The following is a 14,111-nucleotide window of genomic DNA, read 5'->3' as shown; positions in this document are numbered from 1 at the left end:
CGGACTCCTACTGCAATACGAAATTGGTGAACAGCAACTGGTCGACGACCGGCTTGCCGACTTCCTTCTGCGCCACTTCCTGGACCACTGCGGTGGCCTTCTGACGCAGCATTTCCTGCCCCACCGGGCTGCCGGCCAGGGTGTCGAAGCCTTGCCCGGAGAACATCATCACCAGGTTGTTGCGGATCACCGGCATGTGCACCTTGAGCGCATCCAGGTCGGCCTGGTTGCGCGCTTGCAGGGTGATGCTCACCTGCATGTAGCGCTGGCGACCGTTCTGGTTGAAGTTGACCACGAAGGCCGGGGTCAGTGCTTCGTAGATAGCCGCTGGCTTGACGTTGCTGGCTGCAGGATCGGCGGCCGGGGCCGGCTCGCTCTTGTGCATGATGAACCAGGTAGCGCCCACCGACAGGCCGATCGCCAGCAACAGGCCCACTACTGCCAGCAGGATCAGCTTGAGTTTGCCTTTAGTGGCGGGGTCTTTGACTGCTTCGCTCTTCGCCATGCCAATAATCCGTCGTCCATCGGGGGTTCAAGGGAGGATGGCTTGGCTTGAGCAAGTGTTATGCCAGATTTTGCAGTAGGGAGATTTCAGCAGGGGCAACCGTGCTGGCTTCTTCGCGGGTGAACCCGCTCCCACAGGACCTCCACAGGCTTCGAACCCTGCGCTGTACTTGTGGGAGCGGGTTTACCCGCGAAGAGGCCAGTACAGGCAATCGGGATCTACGCGTAATAATCGACCGCACTGTCACCAACAACCACCTGCTGCTCCACAGGCCGGGCGCTATCGACTGCCTCTACCCCGCCCTGCTCGGCCCGGCGCGCCGCCACCCCGGACAGGTTGCTGCCCTGCGCCTGACCCTGCTGCTGTTGCTGCTGCCCGCGCGACTGGTCGGCCACGTTGACATCCGGCTGTGCCAGCCCCTGCTGGGCGAACAGCTCGCGCAGGCGGTGTACCTGGCTGTCGAGGGCGTCACGCACGCCGGCGTGACCGCTGATGAAGGTGACCTGGGTCGACTGGTCCGTCGCAACATTGACGCGAATGTCCAGGCGGCCCAGTTCAGCCGGCTCCAGCTGGATATCCGCCGACTTCAGGTTCTGGCTGGACAGGTACATGACCCGGTTGACCAGGCCCTCGGCCCAGGCGTTCTGGTTCATCGGCAGCGGTTGGTGCAACGGGCTGGCGTTGGCAGGCACGGCATTGGCGGTCTTGGCCGTGGCGGCCTGGGTCAGGTTGGCCAGGCGGTTGGCGAAATCGTCGATGCGCGTATCGCTGCCAGCGCCCTTGGTGTCCTTCAGGCCATCTTCGAGCAAGGCAGCAAAGGCCTTGTCGCCGGGCTCGCCCGCCTCACCCTCGGCATTCTCGACCAGATTCGCCAAGGTATTGACGGCCATCTGCCCCTCCTCGCCCTGAGCCTGCGAAGCGTCCAGGGCATGTGCCGAAGTCGCCCCTTTGGCCTGGGCGCTTTGCTCCAGCGCCAGACGCAAGGTCGGCAGGTTGGCCAGAGGGTCGGCGTCAGGATCGAAGGTTTCCTCGGCGGCAGACTCCTCGGGCAGCACGGCCGTGACCTGCGCCGTGGCAGCCTGCAACACCGGCGCCACCGCCTCGGCCTGCGCCTGGATCAGTTGAGCGCCAGGCTGGGCGTCGGTTACCTGACCGGCCACCAGGCTGGCATCGCGCAAGCCGGTGTCAGCCTTGGCCTGGTCGTCGGCTGGCAATTGTTTGCCGTCATCGGCAACTGCGGGTTTGTCGGCAGCGGCTTTCTTGCCGCCCTGCGCCGCCTCTGGCTTGGCCTGGGCGACCTTGTCGTCCTGCCCTGCGGCCTTGTCGCGGCCCTGCCTGGCCATCACCTGGCCGAAGCCTTCGCCCTTGTCGCCCGGCGCCTGCAGCGGCTTGTCGGCCTGTGCGGTGGCCGAACGCGAGGTATTGGCAACGGCGTTGCCTTGCAGCAATGGGTTGGGTGCGACAGGCATCGAGCGGTCTCCGCGCCAGAAACAAAAAAATCATCCAGCCAGAGACAGGCAAGACTCGCGCCAAGTCGTGTATCAACCCGCCGAAATGCGTTGCTGCTCACCTCGGTAGAACCGCTGTACCTCGACGAACTCCAGGTCGATGCGGTTGATCAGGTCCTCGATGCCATACAGCGGAGGCCGCCGCGCGCGCTCCTCCAGTTGCTGGCACAGGCTGGCCAGTGCAACCGCGCCCATATTGCTGCTACTGCCCTTGAAACTATGGGCCGCAGAACCGAGCTCTTCGGCATTTTTGGCCGCATGCAACTGGCCCAGGCGCCGCTCGGAGTCGTCAAGAAAGGTTTGCACCAACTGCAGGTAGCCATCTTCCATGACCTCACGCAGGTCGCTGAGTACCTTGTGGTCAATATGCATGTCAGTCACTTGTTCACTCCTTGATCAAGCCAGATTATGCCCGAGCCAACCCGTGGCTCACCAGACGAACTCCACATGCGCGCAACGCCCGCCTTCACTCCAGCACGCGCTGCTGGCCAGCCGCCGAACCAGATTCAGGCCACGCCCGCTCAGCCCTTGCTCCAGCGTGGGCCGCGACAGCACGCCCTGCACATCGAACCCGGCACCACTGTCACGGACCTCGATCATCAGACGCCCGCCGTCGGCATGCGGTTCAACCTTGAAATCGATGCGCACGTAACCGTCGGTCAACACCCCGAGGCGCCGGGCGCGCTCTTGATAATAGTCTGCAAAGCCTTGGCCATCGCGCTTGAGCTGCGAATCCAGGCCCAGCACGCCATGCTCCAGCGCGTTTGAATAAAGCTCGCTGAGCACACTGTGCAGGTTGCCGGTGCGCGCACGCAGGCCGTGAATCTCCTGCAACAACTGCACCAGGTACGGCACCGGGTTGAAGCGTTTGAGGCTCTCGCCACGCACCTCGAACCCCAGCGACCAGTCCAGCGGGCTGGAGCGGCCGCTATCAGAGTAGATCATCGGCGCCGGCACTCGCTCCTCGGCACAGAACATACGAATGTCGCACAGGCTGATGTCATCGCGCGGGCGCCCGCCAAAGCGCTCCAGGGCCTGCATCACTTCGTCGAACAGCCGCGCCGGGTCACGGTTGTCGGCCAGCACCCTGCGCAGGCGCTGCACGCCGAACAGGCGCTCCTGGTCGTCGGCCGTGTCGAGCACGCCGTCCGAAAGCAGCAGCAGGCGCTCACCCGGCGCCAGCGGCAGCACTTCGGTACTGTCATCGAAACGCTCGGCGTCCAGGATGCCCAACGGCAGGTGTCGCGAACCCAGCGCCGACAGCACCTGGCCATCCACTGCCAGGCGATAGCCATCAGGCATACCGCCGTTCCACACCTCCACCGAACCGCGCTGCATGCTGAGGTTGAGCAGCAGCGCACAACAGAACATGTCCACCGGCAAGATGCGCTTGAGCTTGGCGTTCATCTCGCGCAGGACCTGCGCCATGCCGTAGCCCTTGGCAGTCATGCCGTAGAACACTTCGGCCAGCGGCATCGCCCCTACCGCCGCCGGCAGGCCGTGGCCGGTAAAGTCGCCGAGCAGCACACGCATGTCGCCGGACGGGGTGAACGCGGCCAGCATCAGGTCGCCATTGAACAGCGCATAGGGCGATTGCAGGTAGCGGATGTTAGGCGCGGCAAGGCAGCCGGAGTGGGCCACCTTGTCGAACACCGCCTTGGCCACCCGCTGCTCGTTGAGCAGGTGGTGGTGGTGCCGGGCAATCTGGTCACGCTGCTCCAGCACGGTGGCCTGCAGCCGGCGCAGTCGGTCCATGGCGCGGATCTTGGCACCAAGGATCACCGCACTGTAGGGCTTGGCCATGAAGTCGTCGCCCCCTGCCTCCAGGCAGCGCACCAGGCCTTCCTCCTCGTTCAATGAAGTCAGGAAAATGATCGGCACCAGCGCTTCGCCGGCCAGGGCCTTGATCTGTCGCGCCGCCTCGAAGCCATCCATCACCGGCATCAGCGCATCCAGCAGCACCAGTTGCGGGCGCCGCTCGACGAACAACGCCACCGCCTGCTCGCCGTTTTCCGCGGTAAATACTTGATGACCCTGACGGCGCACGATCTGCGCCAGCAGCAGGCGGTCGGCGGCACCGTCTTCGGCCACCAGCACGGTCAACGCCTGTTCGGCCGGCATGTCGGCGCTCAACTGATATCGAAGAGTTTTTCGAAATTGGAGATGGCGAGTATCTTGCGCACGTCGGAGCTGGCATGCACCACTCGCACATCCGACTCATCGCCGCCTGCATGGTCACGCAGCAACAGCAGCATGCCGAGCGCGGAACTGTCGAGGTAGGTGGTGTCCTTCAGGTCGACGACCACCGAATCTGGCCGGCTGGGCTGGCGTTCGTAGGCGTCGCGAAATTCCTGGTGCTTGCCGAAATCGAAGCGCCCCTTGATCTTTATCGTCAGCTTTTTCCCGTCCTGCGAAAAATCAGTCTCGACTGCCATGCTAGCGATTCCTTCGATGATGGCGGATGCAACTCCATAAAGGTTTAGCAGGCGATGGCGGGGGTGGCAAGCATGTGGGCTGCCTGTCCCGGCCTCTTCGCGGGTGAACCCGCTCCCACAGGACCTTCACAAATTCGAATCCTGCGCCGTGCCTGTGGGAGCGGGTTTACCCGCGAAGAGGCCAGTACAGGCTATAGGTGATTCTGCCGCGGCAGGCGTTGTGACAGCTCGTCGAGCAGGCGCTGCTCGCGCTTGTCTTCGGCCCGCCGGGCTTCCTCCAGATAGCGCTGTACCAGCTTGCGCAGGCCTTCCACCCGGGCATAGGCCTGCTGCCAGGTGCCGCGGGCGTTGTTGAGGTTGTTCTGGTGCCAGACCAGGCTCTGGCGCTGCTGAGTCATGGCCGTTTCCAGCTGCCCGAGGAAGCGCTGGTAATTGACCAGCCAGCTACCGTTTACCCCCTGCCCGCCGCGGTTGATCCACTGCAGCTGGTAATCCTCGCGAAACCGCTCGAGCTCGGCCAGCTTGGCCTGGGCAGTGGCCACCTGCTGCTGGAACTGCCCAAGGCGCTGCGCCGCCTTGCGCTCGGCCTCTTCGGCCATGTCCACCACCGGCGCCAGGCGCGCGGCACGTCCAGGCAGCGCCATGGCTTATCAGCCTGCCGGGGGCGTGAAGATCGCCCCCAGCTGGTCGCGGCTTTGCGCCATGCCCACGTTCTCGCGCAGGCCCTGGCGCAGAAACTCCACCAGCTTCGACTGCAGGGCAATGGCCAGATCGGTTTCCGGGTCGCCACCCGCCACGTAGGCACCCACACTGATCAGGTCACGGCTTTGCGACAGGCGCGACCACAGCTGCTTGAACTTTTGCGCCTGGCGCAAATGGTCTGCATCGACCACCTGAGGCATGACCCGACTGATCGAGGCTTCGATGTCGATAGCCGGGTAATGGCCTTCCTCGGCCAACCGCCGCGACAGCACGAAGTGGCCATCGAGCACACCACGCGCCGAGTCGGCAATCGGGTCCTGCTGGTCGTCACCCTCGGACAACACAGTGTAGAACGCGGTGATCGAACCACCGCCTGGCTCGCCGTTGCCGGCCCGCTCCACCAGCTTGGGCAGCTTGGCGAACACCGACGGCGGGTAACCCCGGGTGGCCGGCGGTTCGCCGATGGCGAGGGCAATTTCACGCTGGGCCTGGGCGAAACGAGTCAGCGAGTCCATCAGCAACAGCACGTTCTTGCCCTTGTCGCGGAAGTACTCGGCGATACGTGTGCAGTACATGGCGGCGCGCAGGCGCATCAGCGGCGCATCGTCGGCGGGCGAAGCGACCACAACCGAGCGCTTGAGGCCTTCCTCACCAAGGATATGCTCGATGAATTCCTTGACCTCGCGGCCCCGCTCACCGATCAGGCCGACGACGATGATTTCGGCTTCGGTGAAGCGGGTCATCATGCCCAGCAACACCGACTTGCCCACGCCGGTACCGGCGAACAAGCCCAGGCGCTGGCCGCGACCGACGGTGAGCAGGCCATTGATGCTGCGGATACCCACATCCAGCGGTTTGCTGATGGGGTCGCGGTTCAACGGGTTGATCACCGGGCCGTCCATCGGCACCCAGTCCTCGGCCTTCATCCCGCCCTTGCCATCCAGCGCACGGCCGGCGCCGTCGAGCACCCGGCCGAGCATGCTCATGCCCATGGGCAGGCGGCCGCCGTCATCCAGCGGCACCACCCGGGCGCCGGGAGCGATGCCGACGATGCTGCCGACCGGCATGAGGAATACCTTGGGCCCGGCAAAACCCATGACTTCGGCTTCCACCTGCACCGGGTGATAACTGTCGTCGTTGATTACCAGGCAGCGGCTGCCGACTGCAGCGCGCAGGCCTTCGGCTTCCAGGGTGAGGCCAACCATGCGCAGCAGGCGGCCTTCGACGATGGGCTGGGCCGGCAGTTCGATGGCCTCGGCATAACTGCCCAGGCGTTTGCCGAAGCTGGTGCGTTCAAGGTGCATCCGGGGTATCCACCAGGCTGTCCAGATCAATGGACATATCCGCTGCCGCCGGGTGCAGCGAATGGTCGTGCAACTGATCGAACAGTTGCGCCACGGCTTTCTCGATGCGGGTTTCCATGGTCGCGTCGATGCGGCTGTGCGCGGTCTCGATACGGCAGCCGCCTGGTAGCAGCGCGCTGTCCTCGAGCAGCCGCCAGCTTTCCTCATGGCGCTCGCGCAGGGCCTTGGCCAGCTCGAAATCCTGCGGGTTGAGATGGATGCGGATATTGTCCGCGCCCATGGGCAGCAGCTTGAGCGCTTCGCGCAGTACCTGGGTGATCTGGCTGGAATCACTCCGCAGTTCGCGACCGATTACCTGACGGGTCATGTGAGCAACCAGGTGGACCAGGGCCTTCTCGATCTGCGTGTCTTGCTCGGCGATCGGCTCCATCAGGTTGGTCATCAGCCGGTCGAGGCTTTCCAGCTTGGTCTTCAGGGCCTCTTCGGCTTCCTGGCGGACCTTGAGCTGGGTGCTATGGAAGCCCTCGCGCTCACCGGTGGCAAAGCCTTCGTTGTAGGCTTCCTGGCGGATGGCCTCGAGTTCTTCCAGGGTCAGTGGCTGGACTTCTTCCAGCGGCACTTCCTCGACTTCTTCCTCGACTACCTCGGGCTCCGGCTCCGGTTCGGGCTCAGGCTCGGGTTCCGGGTCGAAGCTGGGCAGCGCCCATACGTCCACGCCTTCGAGGTCGCGGGCGCGGATCAGGTCGCTGGGGTGATGTTCTTTGGTGGGCATGCTGTCATGTTCTCAAACCATGTTCAGCCGACACGGTCACTGTGGGAGCGGGTTCACCCGCGAATGCGTCGGCAGCGACAACCTCTATCGCCAGGTCCGACGCCTTCGCGGGTAAACCCGCTCCCACAAGGGGCGGCGTCGGCTTTCAGATCGCGAAGACCTTAGATCATTTCCTCGGCACCCTTGCCGCCGAGCACGATCTCGCCGGCCTCGGCCATGCGGCGGGCGATGGTGAGGATTTCCTTCTGCGCCGTTTCCACGTCGCTGACCCGCACCGGCCCCTTGGCCTCCAGGTCGTCGCGCAACAGCTCCGAGGCACGTTTGGACATGTTCTTGAAGATCTTGTCCTTGACCCGCTCGTCGGCGCCCTTGAGCGATACCACCAGCACGTCGGACGAGACTTCGCGCAGCAGCGCCTGAATGCCACGGTCGTCGACATCGGCCAGGTTGTTGAAGACGAACATCAGGTCTTCGATCTGCTCCGACAGGTCGCTGTCGATCTCGCGGATCGCGTCCATCAGCGCACCTTCCACCGAGCTGTCGAGGAAGTTCATGATGTCGGCGGCGCGCTTGATGCCACCCAAGGTGGTACGTGCCGCGTTGGAATTGCCCGAGAACTGCTTCTCGAGGATCTGGTTCAGCTCCTTCAACGCCGCCGGTTGCACGGTGTTCAGCGACGACACGCGCAGGACGATGTCCAGGCGCACCTTGTGGTCGAAGTTGCTCAGCACTTCGCCGGCCTGGTCGGGGTCGAGGTAGGCGACCACGATGGCCTGGATCTGCGGGTGCTCGTAGCGGATCACATCGGCAACGGCGCGCGGCTCCATCCACTTGAGGCTGTCCAGGCCACTGGTGTTGCCACCGAGCAGGATGCGGTCGACCAGGCCGTTGGCCTTGTCCTCGCCCAGTGCCTGGTTGAGCATCTTGCGGATGTAGGCATCGGAGCCCACGCCCAGGCTGGTCTGGTCGCCGACGATTTCGACGAACTCGCTCATCACCTGCTCGACCTGGTCACGGTGCACATTGCCCATCTGGGCCATGGCCACACCCACCCGCTGTACTTCCTTTGGCCCCATGTGCCGCAGCACCTGGGCCGCGTCGGTCTCGCCCAAAGAAAGCAGGAGGATTGCCGCCTTGTCGACGCGGCTCAGCTTGGCGGTAACGGCTCGGTTGTCACTCATCGGCGTTGATCCACTCTTTCACGACCTGGGCAACGCGGCCCGGGTCTTCGGCCACCAGGCCTTTGATTGCGTTGAGCTGTGCCTCGTAACCCTCGCTGGGGCTAGGCAGCAGAATGCTTGTCGGGCCACCCAGAGTGACGCGGTCGTTGGCCAGTTCGCCATCCAGACCCATCATGCCGCCCAGCTCCATGTCGCTGTCCGGGGCAGCCTGCTTGCCGCCCCCTGTAATATTGTTCAGTACCGGCCGCAACACACCGAATACCAGTACCAGGATGAACACCACGCCCAGCACCTGCTTGACGATGTCCCAGAACCACGGCTGCTGGTAGAAGGCGATATCGGCGATCTCTTCGCCACGGTCGGCGGCGAACGGCACGTTGATCACCGTCACGCTGTCGCCACGGCTGGCATCGAAGCCGACCGCGTCCTGTACCAGGCGCGTGAAGCGTGCCAGGTCCTCGGCGCCCCAAGGCGCACGGGTGGTGTCGCCGGTGGCCGGGTCGATCTTGACCTGATCGTCCACCACTACCGCCACCGACAGGCGGGTCATGCGCCCCTGCTGCTGGCGGGTATGGCTGATGGAGCGGTCGAGCTCGAAGTTCTTGGTACTCTGCTGACGTTTATCCGACGGATACGGCGCAAGCATAGGCTGGCCGGTGGCCGGGTCCATGATCTGCTGACCATTGGCATCCACCAGCGGCTGGCCTGGCTGGATGGCAGCAGCCGGCGTGGCGGCGCCACCGGTTGTCTGCGGTGCCGATGCAGCGCCTGGCGGCTGGTTGCTCAGCGCGCCAGGCACGCCTTGCGGGCCTTGGCTGCTGGCACGTTGTTCATCGACCGATTGCTCGCTGCGCAGCGCCGGCTGGTCGGGGTTGAACTGCTCGGAGGTGGACTCGACCGCGCTGAAGTCCAGGTCGGCAGACACTTCGGCCTTGTAGCGGTCATTGCCCAGCACCGGCTGCAGGATGTTGTGTACCCGCTGGGTGAGCATGCTTTCTACCCGGCGGCTGTAGTCGAACTGCTTGCCTGCCTGGGTCAGGGCGGTGTCCTGGATCTGCTCGGACAGCAGGTTGCCCTTCTGGTCGACCACTGTGACCTGGGACTTGTCCAGTTCCGGCACGCTGGTGGCGACCAGGTTGACGATGGCCATCACCTGCCCGGCTTCCAGGGCACGGCCCGGGTACAGTTCGACCAGTACCGAGGCGCTGGGCTTGCGTTCGTCACGCACGAACACCGAGCTTTTCGGAATGGCCAGGTGCACGCGCGCGCCCTTGACGTTGTTCAGGCTGGACACGGTACGCGCCAGCTCGCCTTCCAGGCTGCGACGGTAACGGGTGGCTTCCATGAACTGGCTGGTGCCCAGGCCCTGCTCCTTGTCGAGCAGCTCGAAACCGACGTTGCCATCGCTTGGCGCCACCCCGGCGGCCGCCAGTTTCAGGCGCGCACGGGAGAGGTCGTCGGCCTTGACCAGCAGAGCCCCGGAGTTGGGCTCGACGTTGTAGGGGATGTCGGCGGCGGCCAGGGTATCCATGACCTGCTTGGTGTCCATGCCGGCCAGGCTGCCGTACAGCGGACGGTAATCGGGTTGTTGCGACCACAGCACCACGGCAAAGCCGATCGCCACGCTGGCAGCCAGGCCGACCATGAGGCCGATCTGACGCAGCATGGGCATCTGCGCGATGTTTTCCAGAAACGCCATGCCGAACAGCGGCGGCTTGGCCGCGGGCGGGCCGCTCTTGGCAGGGGCGTTGTCGACGACTGCTTCAGCCATGGTTTACGTCCGTCCTCAAACCGGCATCTGCATGATGTCCTGGTACGCCTGGACCAGCTTGTTGCGTACCTGAGTCAGGGCCTGCATCGACACGCTGGCCTTTTGCGAAGCGATCATCACGTCGGTCAGGTCGACGCCACTCTTGCCGATCTCGAAAGCGTTGGCCAGTTGGGTCGAAGCCTGCTGAGTCTCATGCACCTTGCCGATGGCCTGGCCGAGCATGTCGGCAAAGGTACTCTGCCCCGGTGCCAGCTCGGGGGTGGCGGCCACCTTGGGCAGCGACATGGCATCGGCCTGCATGGCCCGCATGTCCAACATCAGACGATTGAATTCAACACCTTGGCTCATGACCCTTCTCTCTCCTGCGGCCGCATTTTTTTGACAGTGATGCGGCGGATAGCCAACCTAAAGCAACAAAGGTGCCAGCCTACAGGGTTCAGGCAACATAGCCCTGTGGGAGCGGGTTCACCCGCGAAGAATGCGACACGGTGTATGGCACCGGCTTCGCCGGTGTTCGCGGGCAAACCCGCTCCCACAAGGGTCGCACGCGCAGCAGGATGCGGTATCAATCAGCCGAACAGGCTGGCCTCGACGTCAAACCCGGCATCGCGCATCTGCGCCAGCTTGTAGCGCAAGGTACGCGGGCTTATCCCCAGGCGTTCGGCCGCCTCCTTGCGGCGGCCGCGCTCGGCTCGCAGGGTGTCGATGATCATCTGGTACTCATGACGACGCATGTCATCGCCCAGCCCGCCAGCCTCGGCCACCACCTCGAGTGATGGCTCTGTGCCGGCTGACAATGGAATGGCGCCCGCCAGACAGAAATCCGCCGCCTCGATCACCCCACCCTGCTGCAGGATCAACGCCCGCTGCAAGGCATTGTCCAGTTCGCGTACGTTGCCCGGCCAGGCGTACGCCTGCAGGCAGTCCTGTGCCTGGGGCGACAGGCGCACCGGGGCATGCTTCATCTTGGCCACGTGGCGCGCCAACAAGCGCTCGGCCAGTTGCAGGATGTCACCCGGGCGTTCGCGCAGCGGGCGCCAGGCCAAGGGGAACACCGACAGGCGATAGTACAGGTCTTCACGAAAACGCCCGGCAGCCACTTCGCCAGCCAGGTCACGGTTGGTGGTGGCCAGCACACGGATATCCAGGCTGATCGGCTTGCGCCCGCCGACCCGCTCCACTTCGCGCTCCTGCAGCACGCGCAAAAGCTTGGCCTGCAAAGCCATCGGCATTTCCGAGATTTCATCGAGCAGCAAGGTGCCACCCTCGGCCTGCTCGAACTTGCCGACCTGGGCGGCAATGGCGCCAGTGAAGGCGCCCTTCTCGTGGCCGAACAGGGTGGCCTCGAGCATGTTGTCGGGGATGGCCGCACAGTTGATCGCCACGAAGGGTTGAGCCGCGCGCGCCGACTGTTGGTGGATATAGCGCGCCAGCACTTCCTTGCCGGTGCCGGACTCGCCCGAAATCAGCACGGTCGAGTCACTGCGCGCCACGCGGGCGGCCAGCTCCAGCAACTGTCGGCTGGCTGGCTCGCAAGCCACCGGGCCTTCTTCTTCAGCCACGCGCCCGGCGGCATGCCGCTCGACCAGGCTGAGCAATGCCTTGGGCTCGAACGGCTTGACCAGATAGTCGGCAGCCCCTTGGCGCATCGCCTCGACGGCGCGCTCCACCGCGGCATGCGCAGTCATCAGCAACACGGGCAGTTGCGGTTGCTGGCGGCGCAGCCGGGCCAGCAGTTGGTGCCCATCCATGCCAGGCATGTTCACATCGCTGACCACCAGGCTGAAGGCCTCCTCCAGCACCGCTTCCAACGCTTCTTCGGCACTGCCTACCGCCTGGTAGGCGAAACCGCCGATTTCCAGGGTATCGCCCAGTGCCTGGCGCAATACACGGTCGTCCTCGACCAGCAGCACCTTGATCGTCATTACATGCCCTCCGCCAGCTGCCCACCGATCAACGGCAGCTCCACCCGCACACAGGTGCCACGGCCAACCTTGGAGCGCAGGCGCAGCGTACCTTGGTGCGCACGCACCACGGCCTTGACCACGGCCAGGCCCAAGCCGGTGCCAGTGGCCTTGGTGGTCAGGAACGGCTCGCCCAGGCGACCGAGCAGGTCGGCATCTATGCCACTGCCGGCGTCGCTTACACACAGGTGCAGGCTGCGCTCGCGGCGGAACAGGTGCACCTTCAGGCGCGCCGGGCCGTCGCTGGCTTGCAGCGCATTCTCGATCAGGTTGAGCAATGCACCAATCAAGGTGTCCCGGTTGCACAGCAGCTCACCCAAGTGGCTGTCGCACTGCCAGCGCACGGCGTGCCCTTGCACATGCGCCTGGGCAGCCTGCTGCAGAGCCTGGAACAGGGCTTTTGGCGTGACTCGATCACCCAGCGGCAGCTCGCCACGAGCGAATACCAACATGTCGCGCACCTGATGCTCCAGCTCGTGCAGGCGCTCCTTCAGGGTGCCGGCAAAGCGCTGGCGGGTTTCCGCGCCCAGGTCTTGTCCGGGGTCAGCCAGGTGGCTGGCATAGAGCATTGCCGCCGACAGCGGCGTGCGGATCTGGTGCGCCAGCGAGGCGACCATGCGCCCCAGCGACGACAGACGCTCGTGGCGAGCCAATTGGTCCTGCAGGCGACGGGTTTCGGTCAGGTCGTTGAGCAACACCAATTGGCCAGGTTCGGCATCCAGCGAGCGAGTGGCAATGGACAGGCGGCGGCCATCGCGCAGCGAGACTTCGTGACCGTCATCCTTGCGCGGGGCAAAGCTGCGGGCTATCACCTGGCGCCACAGCTGGCCGACCAGCGGCTCGCCGAGCAATTCACAGGCTGCCGGGTTGGCTTCGCGTACCAGACCCTGGCCATCGATCACGATCACCCCGCCGGGCAGCAGGTCCAACAGGTTTTGCAGGCGGTTGGCCAGGCGTTCCTTTTCGCTCAGTTCATCGATGCGCTGGGCGCTGACCACCGCCAGCTCACCCTTGAGCTCGCTGACCCGGGCCTCCAGCAGGCTGTAGGACTGACTCAACTGGCTGGACACCTGATTGAACAGGGCGAAGGCCTGCTCGACACCCTGGCGGCTGTCCTGCTCGACCGGGGTTTGCCCCTGCGGATCGGGGGCTCGGATTACGTGGGCGGCCTGGGGCATCTTGCTCTCTCGCGTGGCTGACCGTCATAAAAACGGTGTGTTACCAGCGGTGTAGCAATAGCCGTGCCGGAGATGGGGTTTAATGCAGGGCTTGAGATTTGTGGTGGGGCGCAAATCGAGCGCCGCCCGCGCGGCGCTTCGCGGGTATACGCCTTGACACTTTCTGCGCCTGTGAGATCGAGCGCCGCGCGGGCGGCGCTCACCGCTTCCAGATGACTCAGACCCATACGGCGTCCCAATGTGGATAATCACCGACCCTACTTGCCAACCCCGCCCGCAATCGGTTGCAAATTACATATTTCGCCACCCTGCGAAGGTCTTCCTCTCGCCGAATGGCATGGTCCTGATAGCCCGCTTGCCACACTTTTTCGCGCCTCATTCCTCGGTGATACAACGCATGACTGCTGCGCGACTTAAATCGTCGCATCAAGCTACATAATGTCGAGTCGTTCAGCCGAATCAACCAATGGAGATGGTCCGGCATCACAACCCAGGCCAATGACTGACACGCACCTTCGCGCTCAGCCTGCCGAAGTTGCTGAATCACCGCTCGGGCCAGCCAAAAATCCGTGAAGATTCGCTTTCGATTATTCGTTACGGTTGTTAACAGATACATGCCGCCGGGCATGGAGAAGCGGCCACGGCGCAAGAGATGGGATTGAGCACGCTCCATGTGGTTTCCTCGCACAAAGGTTCAGGAAACATAGGCGCATGCGAAGGATTGGAGCACTGAAAAGTATTGCGGGATGTGGGGTGTATGGGGTGCGATCGAGCGCCGCCCGCGCGGCGCT

14 protein-coding genes are annotated in these 14,111 nt (G+C 64.2%); all 14 read right to left on the bottom strand.

The features are described from left to right. Positions 1–7: 7 nt before the first annotated feature. The 14 genes from fliL to MJ643_RS21475 all read right to left on the bottom strand — a co-directional run bounded on the left by fliL (position 8) and on the right by MJ643_RS21475 (position 13,993). Entirely contained in the window at positions 8–505 is a 498-nt protein-coding gene (gene fliL / locus MJ643_RS21540; protein WP_013973596.1) for a flagellar basal body-associated protein FliL, read from the bottom strand. A 218-nt stretch (positions 506–723) separates the two neighbouring features. Further along, a complete protein-coding gene (locus tag MJ643_RS21535) occupies positions 724–1,974 on the bottom strand; it encodes a flagellar hook-length control protein FliK (protein ID WP_024087457.1) in 1,251 nt (416 codons plus the stop codon). Between the two features lie 72 nt (positions 1,975–2,046). After that, complete coding sequence (locus MJ643_RS21530; protein ID WP_044047131.1) at positions 2,047–2,394, bottom strand: Hpt domain-containing protein; 348 nt, start codon at positions 2,392–2,394, stop codon at positions 2,047–2,049. A gap of 48 nt (positions 2,395–2,442) precedes the next feature. Continuing rightward, the gene (locus tag MJ643_RS21525; RefSeq protein WP_031324413.1) at positions 2,443–4,134 is read right to left on the bottom strand and encodes a fused response regulator/phosphatase; all 1,692 of its coding nucleotides are present in this window, start codon (positions 4,132–4,134) and stop codon (positions 2,443–2,445) included. Positions 4,135–4,142: 8 nt separating this feature from the next. Then, entirely contained in the window at positions 4,143–4,448 is a 306-nt protein-coding gene (locus tag MJ643_RS21520) for an STAS domain-containing protein (RefSeq protein WP_013973600.1), read from the bottom strand. Between the two features lie 191 nt (positions 4,449–4,639). Beyond that, positions 4,640–5,092: a flagellar export protein FliJ gene (gene fliJ / locus MJ643_RS21515; RefSeq protein ID WP_013973601.1), complete on the bottom strand. Its 453-nt coding sequence runs from the start codon at positions 5,090–5,092 to the stop codon at positions 4,640–4,642. Positions 5,093–5,098: 6 nt separating this feature from the next. Beyond that, positions 5,099–6,454 (bottom strand): flagellar protein export ATPase FliI, encoded by a 1,356-nt coding sequence (fliI, locus tag MJ643_RS21510; RefSeq protein ID WP_013973602.1) that lies wholly within the window; start codon positions 6,452–6,454, stop codon positions 5,099–5,101. Then, a complete protein-coding gene (fliH, locus tag MJ643_RS21505; RefSeq protein ID WP_038410041.1) occupies positions 6,444–7,226 on the bottom strand; it encodes a flagellar assembly protein FliH in 783 nt (260 codons plus the stop codon). Before fliH ends, fliI begins: the two co-directional genes overlap by 11 nt. Positions 7,227–7,387: 161 nt before the next feature. Further along, complete coding sequence (fliG, locus tag MJ643_RS21500; protein WP_013973604.1) at positions 7,388–8,407, bottom strand: flagellar motor switch protein FliG; 1,020 nt, start codon at positions 8,405–8,407, stop codon at positions 7,388–7,390. Then, positions 8,400–10,178, bottom strand: coding sequence for a flagellar basal-body MS-ring/collar protein FliF (gene fliF, locus MJ643_RS21495; RefSeq protein WP_013973605.1), 1,779 nt, complete (start codon positions 10,176–10,178; stop codon positions 8,400–8,402). Before fliF ends, fliG begins: the two co-directional genes overlap by 8 nt. A gap of 15 nt (positions 10,179–10,193) precedes the next feature. Continuing rightward, positions 10,194–10,526 (bottom strand): flagellar hook-basal body complex protein FliE, encoded by a 333-nt coding sequence (gene fliE, locus MJ643_RS21490; RefSeq protein WP_208209459.1) that lies wholly within the window; start codon positions 10,524–10,526, stop codon positions 10,194–10,196. A 221-nt stretch (positions 10,527–10,747) separates the two neighbouring features. Then, positions 10,748–12,103: a sigma-54 dependent transcriptional regulator gene (locus MJ643_RS21485; RefSeq protein WP_013973607.1), complete on the bottom strand. Its 1,356-nt coding sequence runs from the start codon at positions 12,101–12,103 to the stop codon at positions 10,748–10,750. Beyond that, positions 12,103–13,320, bottom strand: a complete 1,218-nt coding sequence (locus tag MJ643_RS21480; RefSeq protein ID WP_013973608.1) for an ATP-binding protein — start codon at positions 13,318–13,320, stop codon at positions 12,103–12,105. Before MJ643_RS21480 ends, MJ643_RS21485 begins: the two co-directional genes overlap by 1 nt. A gap of 217 nt (positions 13,321–13,537) precedes the next feature. Continuing rightward, a complete protein-coding gene (locus tag MJ643_RS21475) occupies positions 13,538–13,993 on the bottom strand; it encodes a transposase (RefSeq protein WP_208209460.1) in 456 nt (151 codons plus the stop codon). Positions 13,994–14,111 lie beyond the last annotated feature (118 nt).

Source organism: Pseudomonas sp. PNPG3 (genome assembly GCF_023093815.1).
In the GTDB taxonomy this organism is placed as follows: domain Bacteria; phylum Pseudomonadota; class Gammaproteobacteria; order Pseudomonadales; family Pseudomonadaceae; genus Aquipseudomonas; species Aquipseudomonas asiatica.
Note: the sequence above shows the minus strand (reverse complement) of the source record. Positions and strands in the feature narration are given on the sequence as shown.

What these genes read in the sequence shown, in the direction of transcription:
- MJ643_RS21535 (WP_024087457.1), bottom strand. Translation starts at nt 1,974, where the DNA reads ATGCCTGTCGCACCCAACCCATTGCTGCAAGGCAACGCCGTTGCCAAT.
- MJ643_RS21475 (WP_208209460.1), bottom strand. Translation starts at nt 13,993, where the DNA reads ATGGAGCGTGCTCAATCCCATCTCTTGCGCCGTGGCCGCTTCTCCATG.
- MJ643_RS21485 (WP_013973607.1), bottom strand. Translation starts at nt 12,103, where the DNA reads ATGACGATCAAGGTGCTGCTGGTCGAGGACGACCGTGTATTGCGCCAG.
- fliI (WP_013973602.1), bottom strand. Translation starts at nt 6,454, where the DNA reads ATGCACCTTGAACGCACCAGCTTCGGCAAACGCCTGGGCAGTTATGCC.
- MJ643_RS21525 (WP_031324413.1), bottom strand. Translation starts at nt 4,134, where the DNA reads ATGCCGGCCGAACAGGCGTTGACCGTGCTGGTGGCCGAAGACGGTGCC.
- fliE (WP_208209459.1), bottom strand. Translation starts at nt 10,526, where the DNA reads ATGAGCCAAGGTGTTGAATTCAATCGTCTGATGTTGGACATGCGGGCC.
- fliG (WP_013973604.1), bottom strand. Translation starts at nt 8,407, where the DNA reads ATGAGTGACAACCGAGCCGTTACCGCCAAGCTGAGCCGCGTCGACAAG.
- fliF (WP_013973605.1), bottom strand. Translation starts at nt 10,178, where the DNA reads ATGGCTGAAGCAGTCGTCGACAACGCCCCTGCCAAGAGCGGCCCGCCC.
- fliL (WP_013973596.1), bottom strand. Translation starts at nt 505, where the DNA reads ATGGCGAAGAGCGAAGCAGTCAAAGACCCCGCCACTAAAGGCAAACTC.
- MJ643_RS21520 (WP_013973600.1), bottom strand. Translation starts at nt 4,448, where the DNA reads ATGGCAGTCGAGACTGATTTTTCGCAGGACGGGAAAAAGCTGACGATA.
- fliJ (WP_013973601.1), bottom strand. Translation starts at nt 5,092, where the DNA reads ATGGCGCTGCCTGGACGTGCCGCGCGCCTGGCGCCGGTGGTGGACATG.
- MJ643_RS21480 (WP_013973608.1), bottom strand. Translation starts at nt 13,320, where the DNA reads ATGCCCCAGGCCGCCCACGTAATCCGAGCCCCCGATCCGCAGGGGCAA.
- fliH (WP_038410041.1), bottom strand. Translation starts at nt 7,226, where the DNA reads ATGCCCACCAAAGAACATCACCCCAGCGACCTGATCCGCGCCCGCGAC.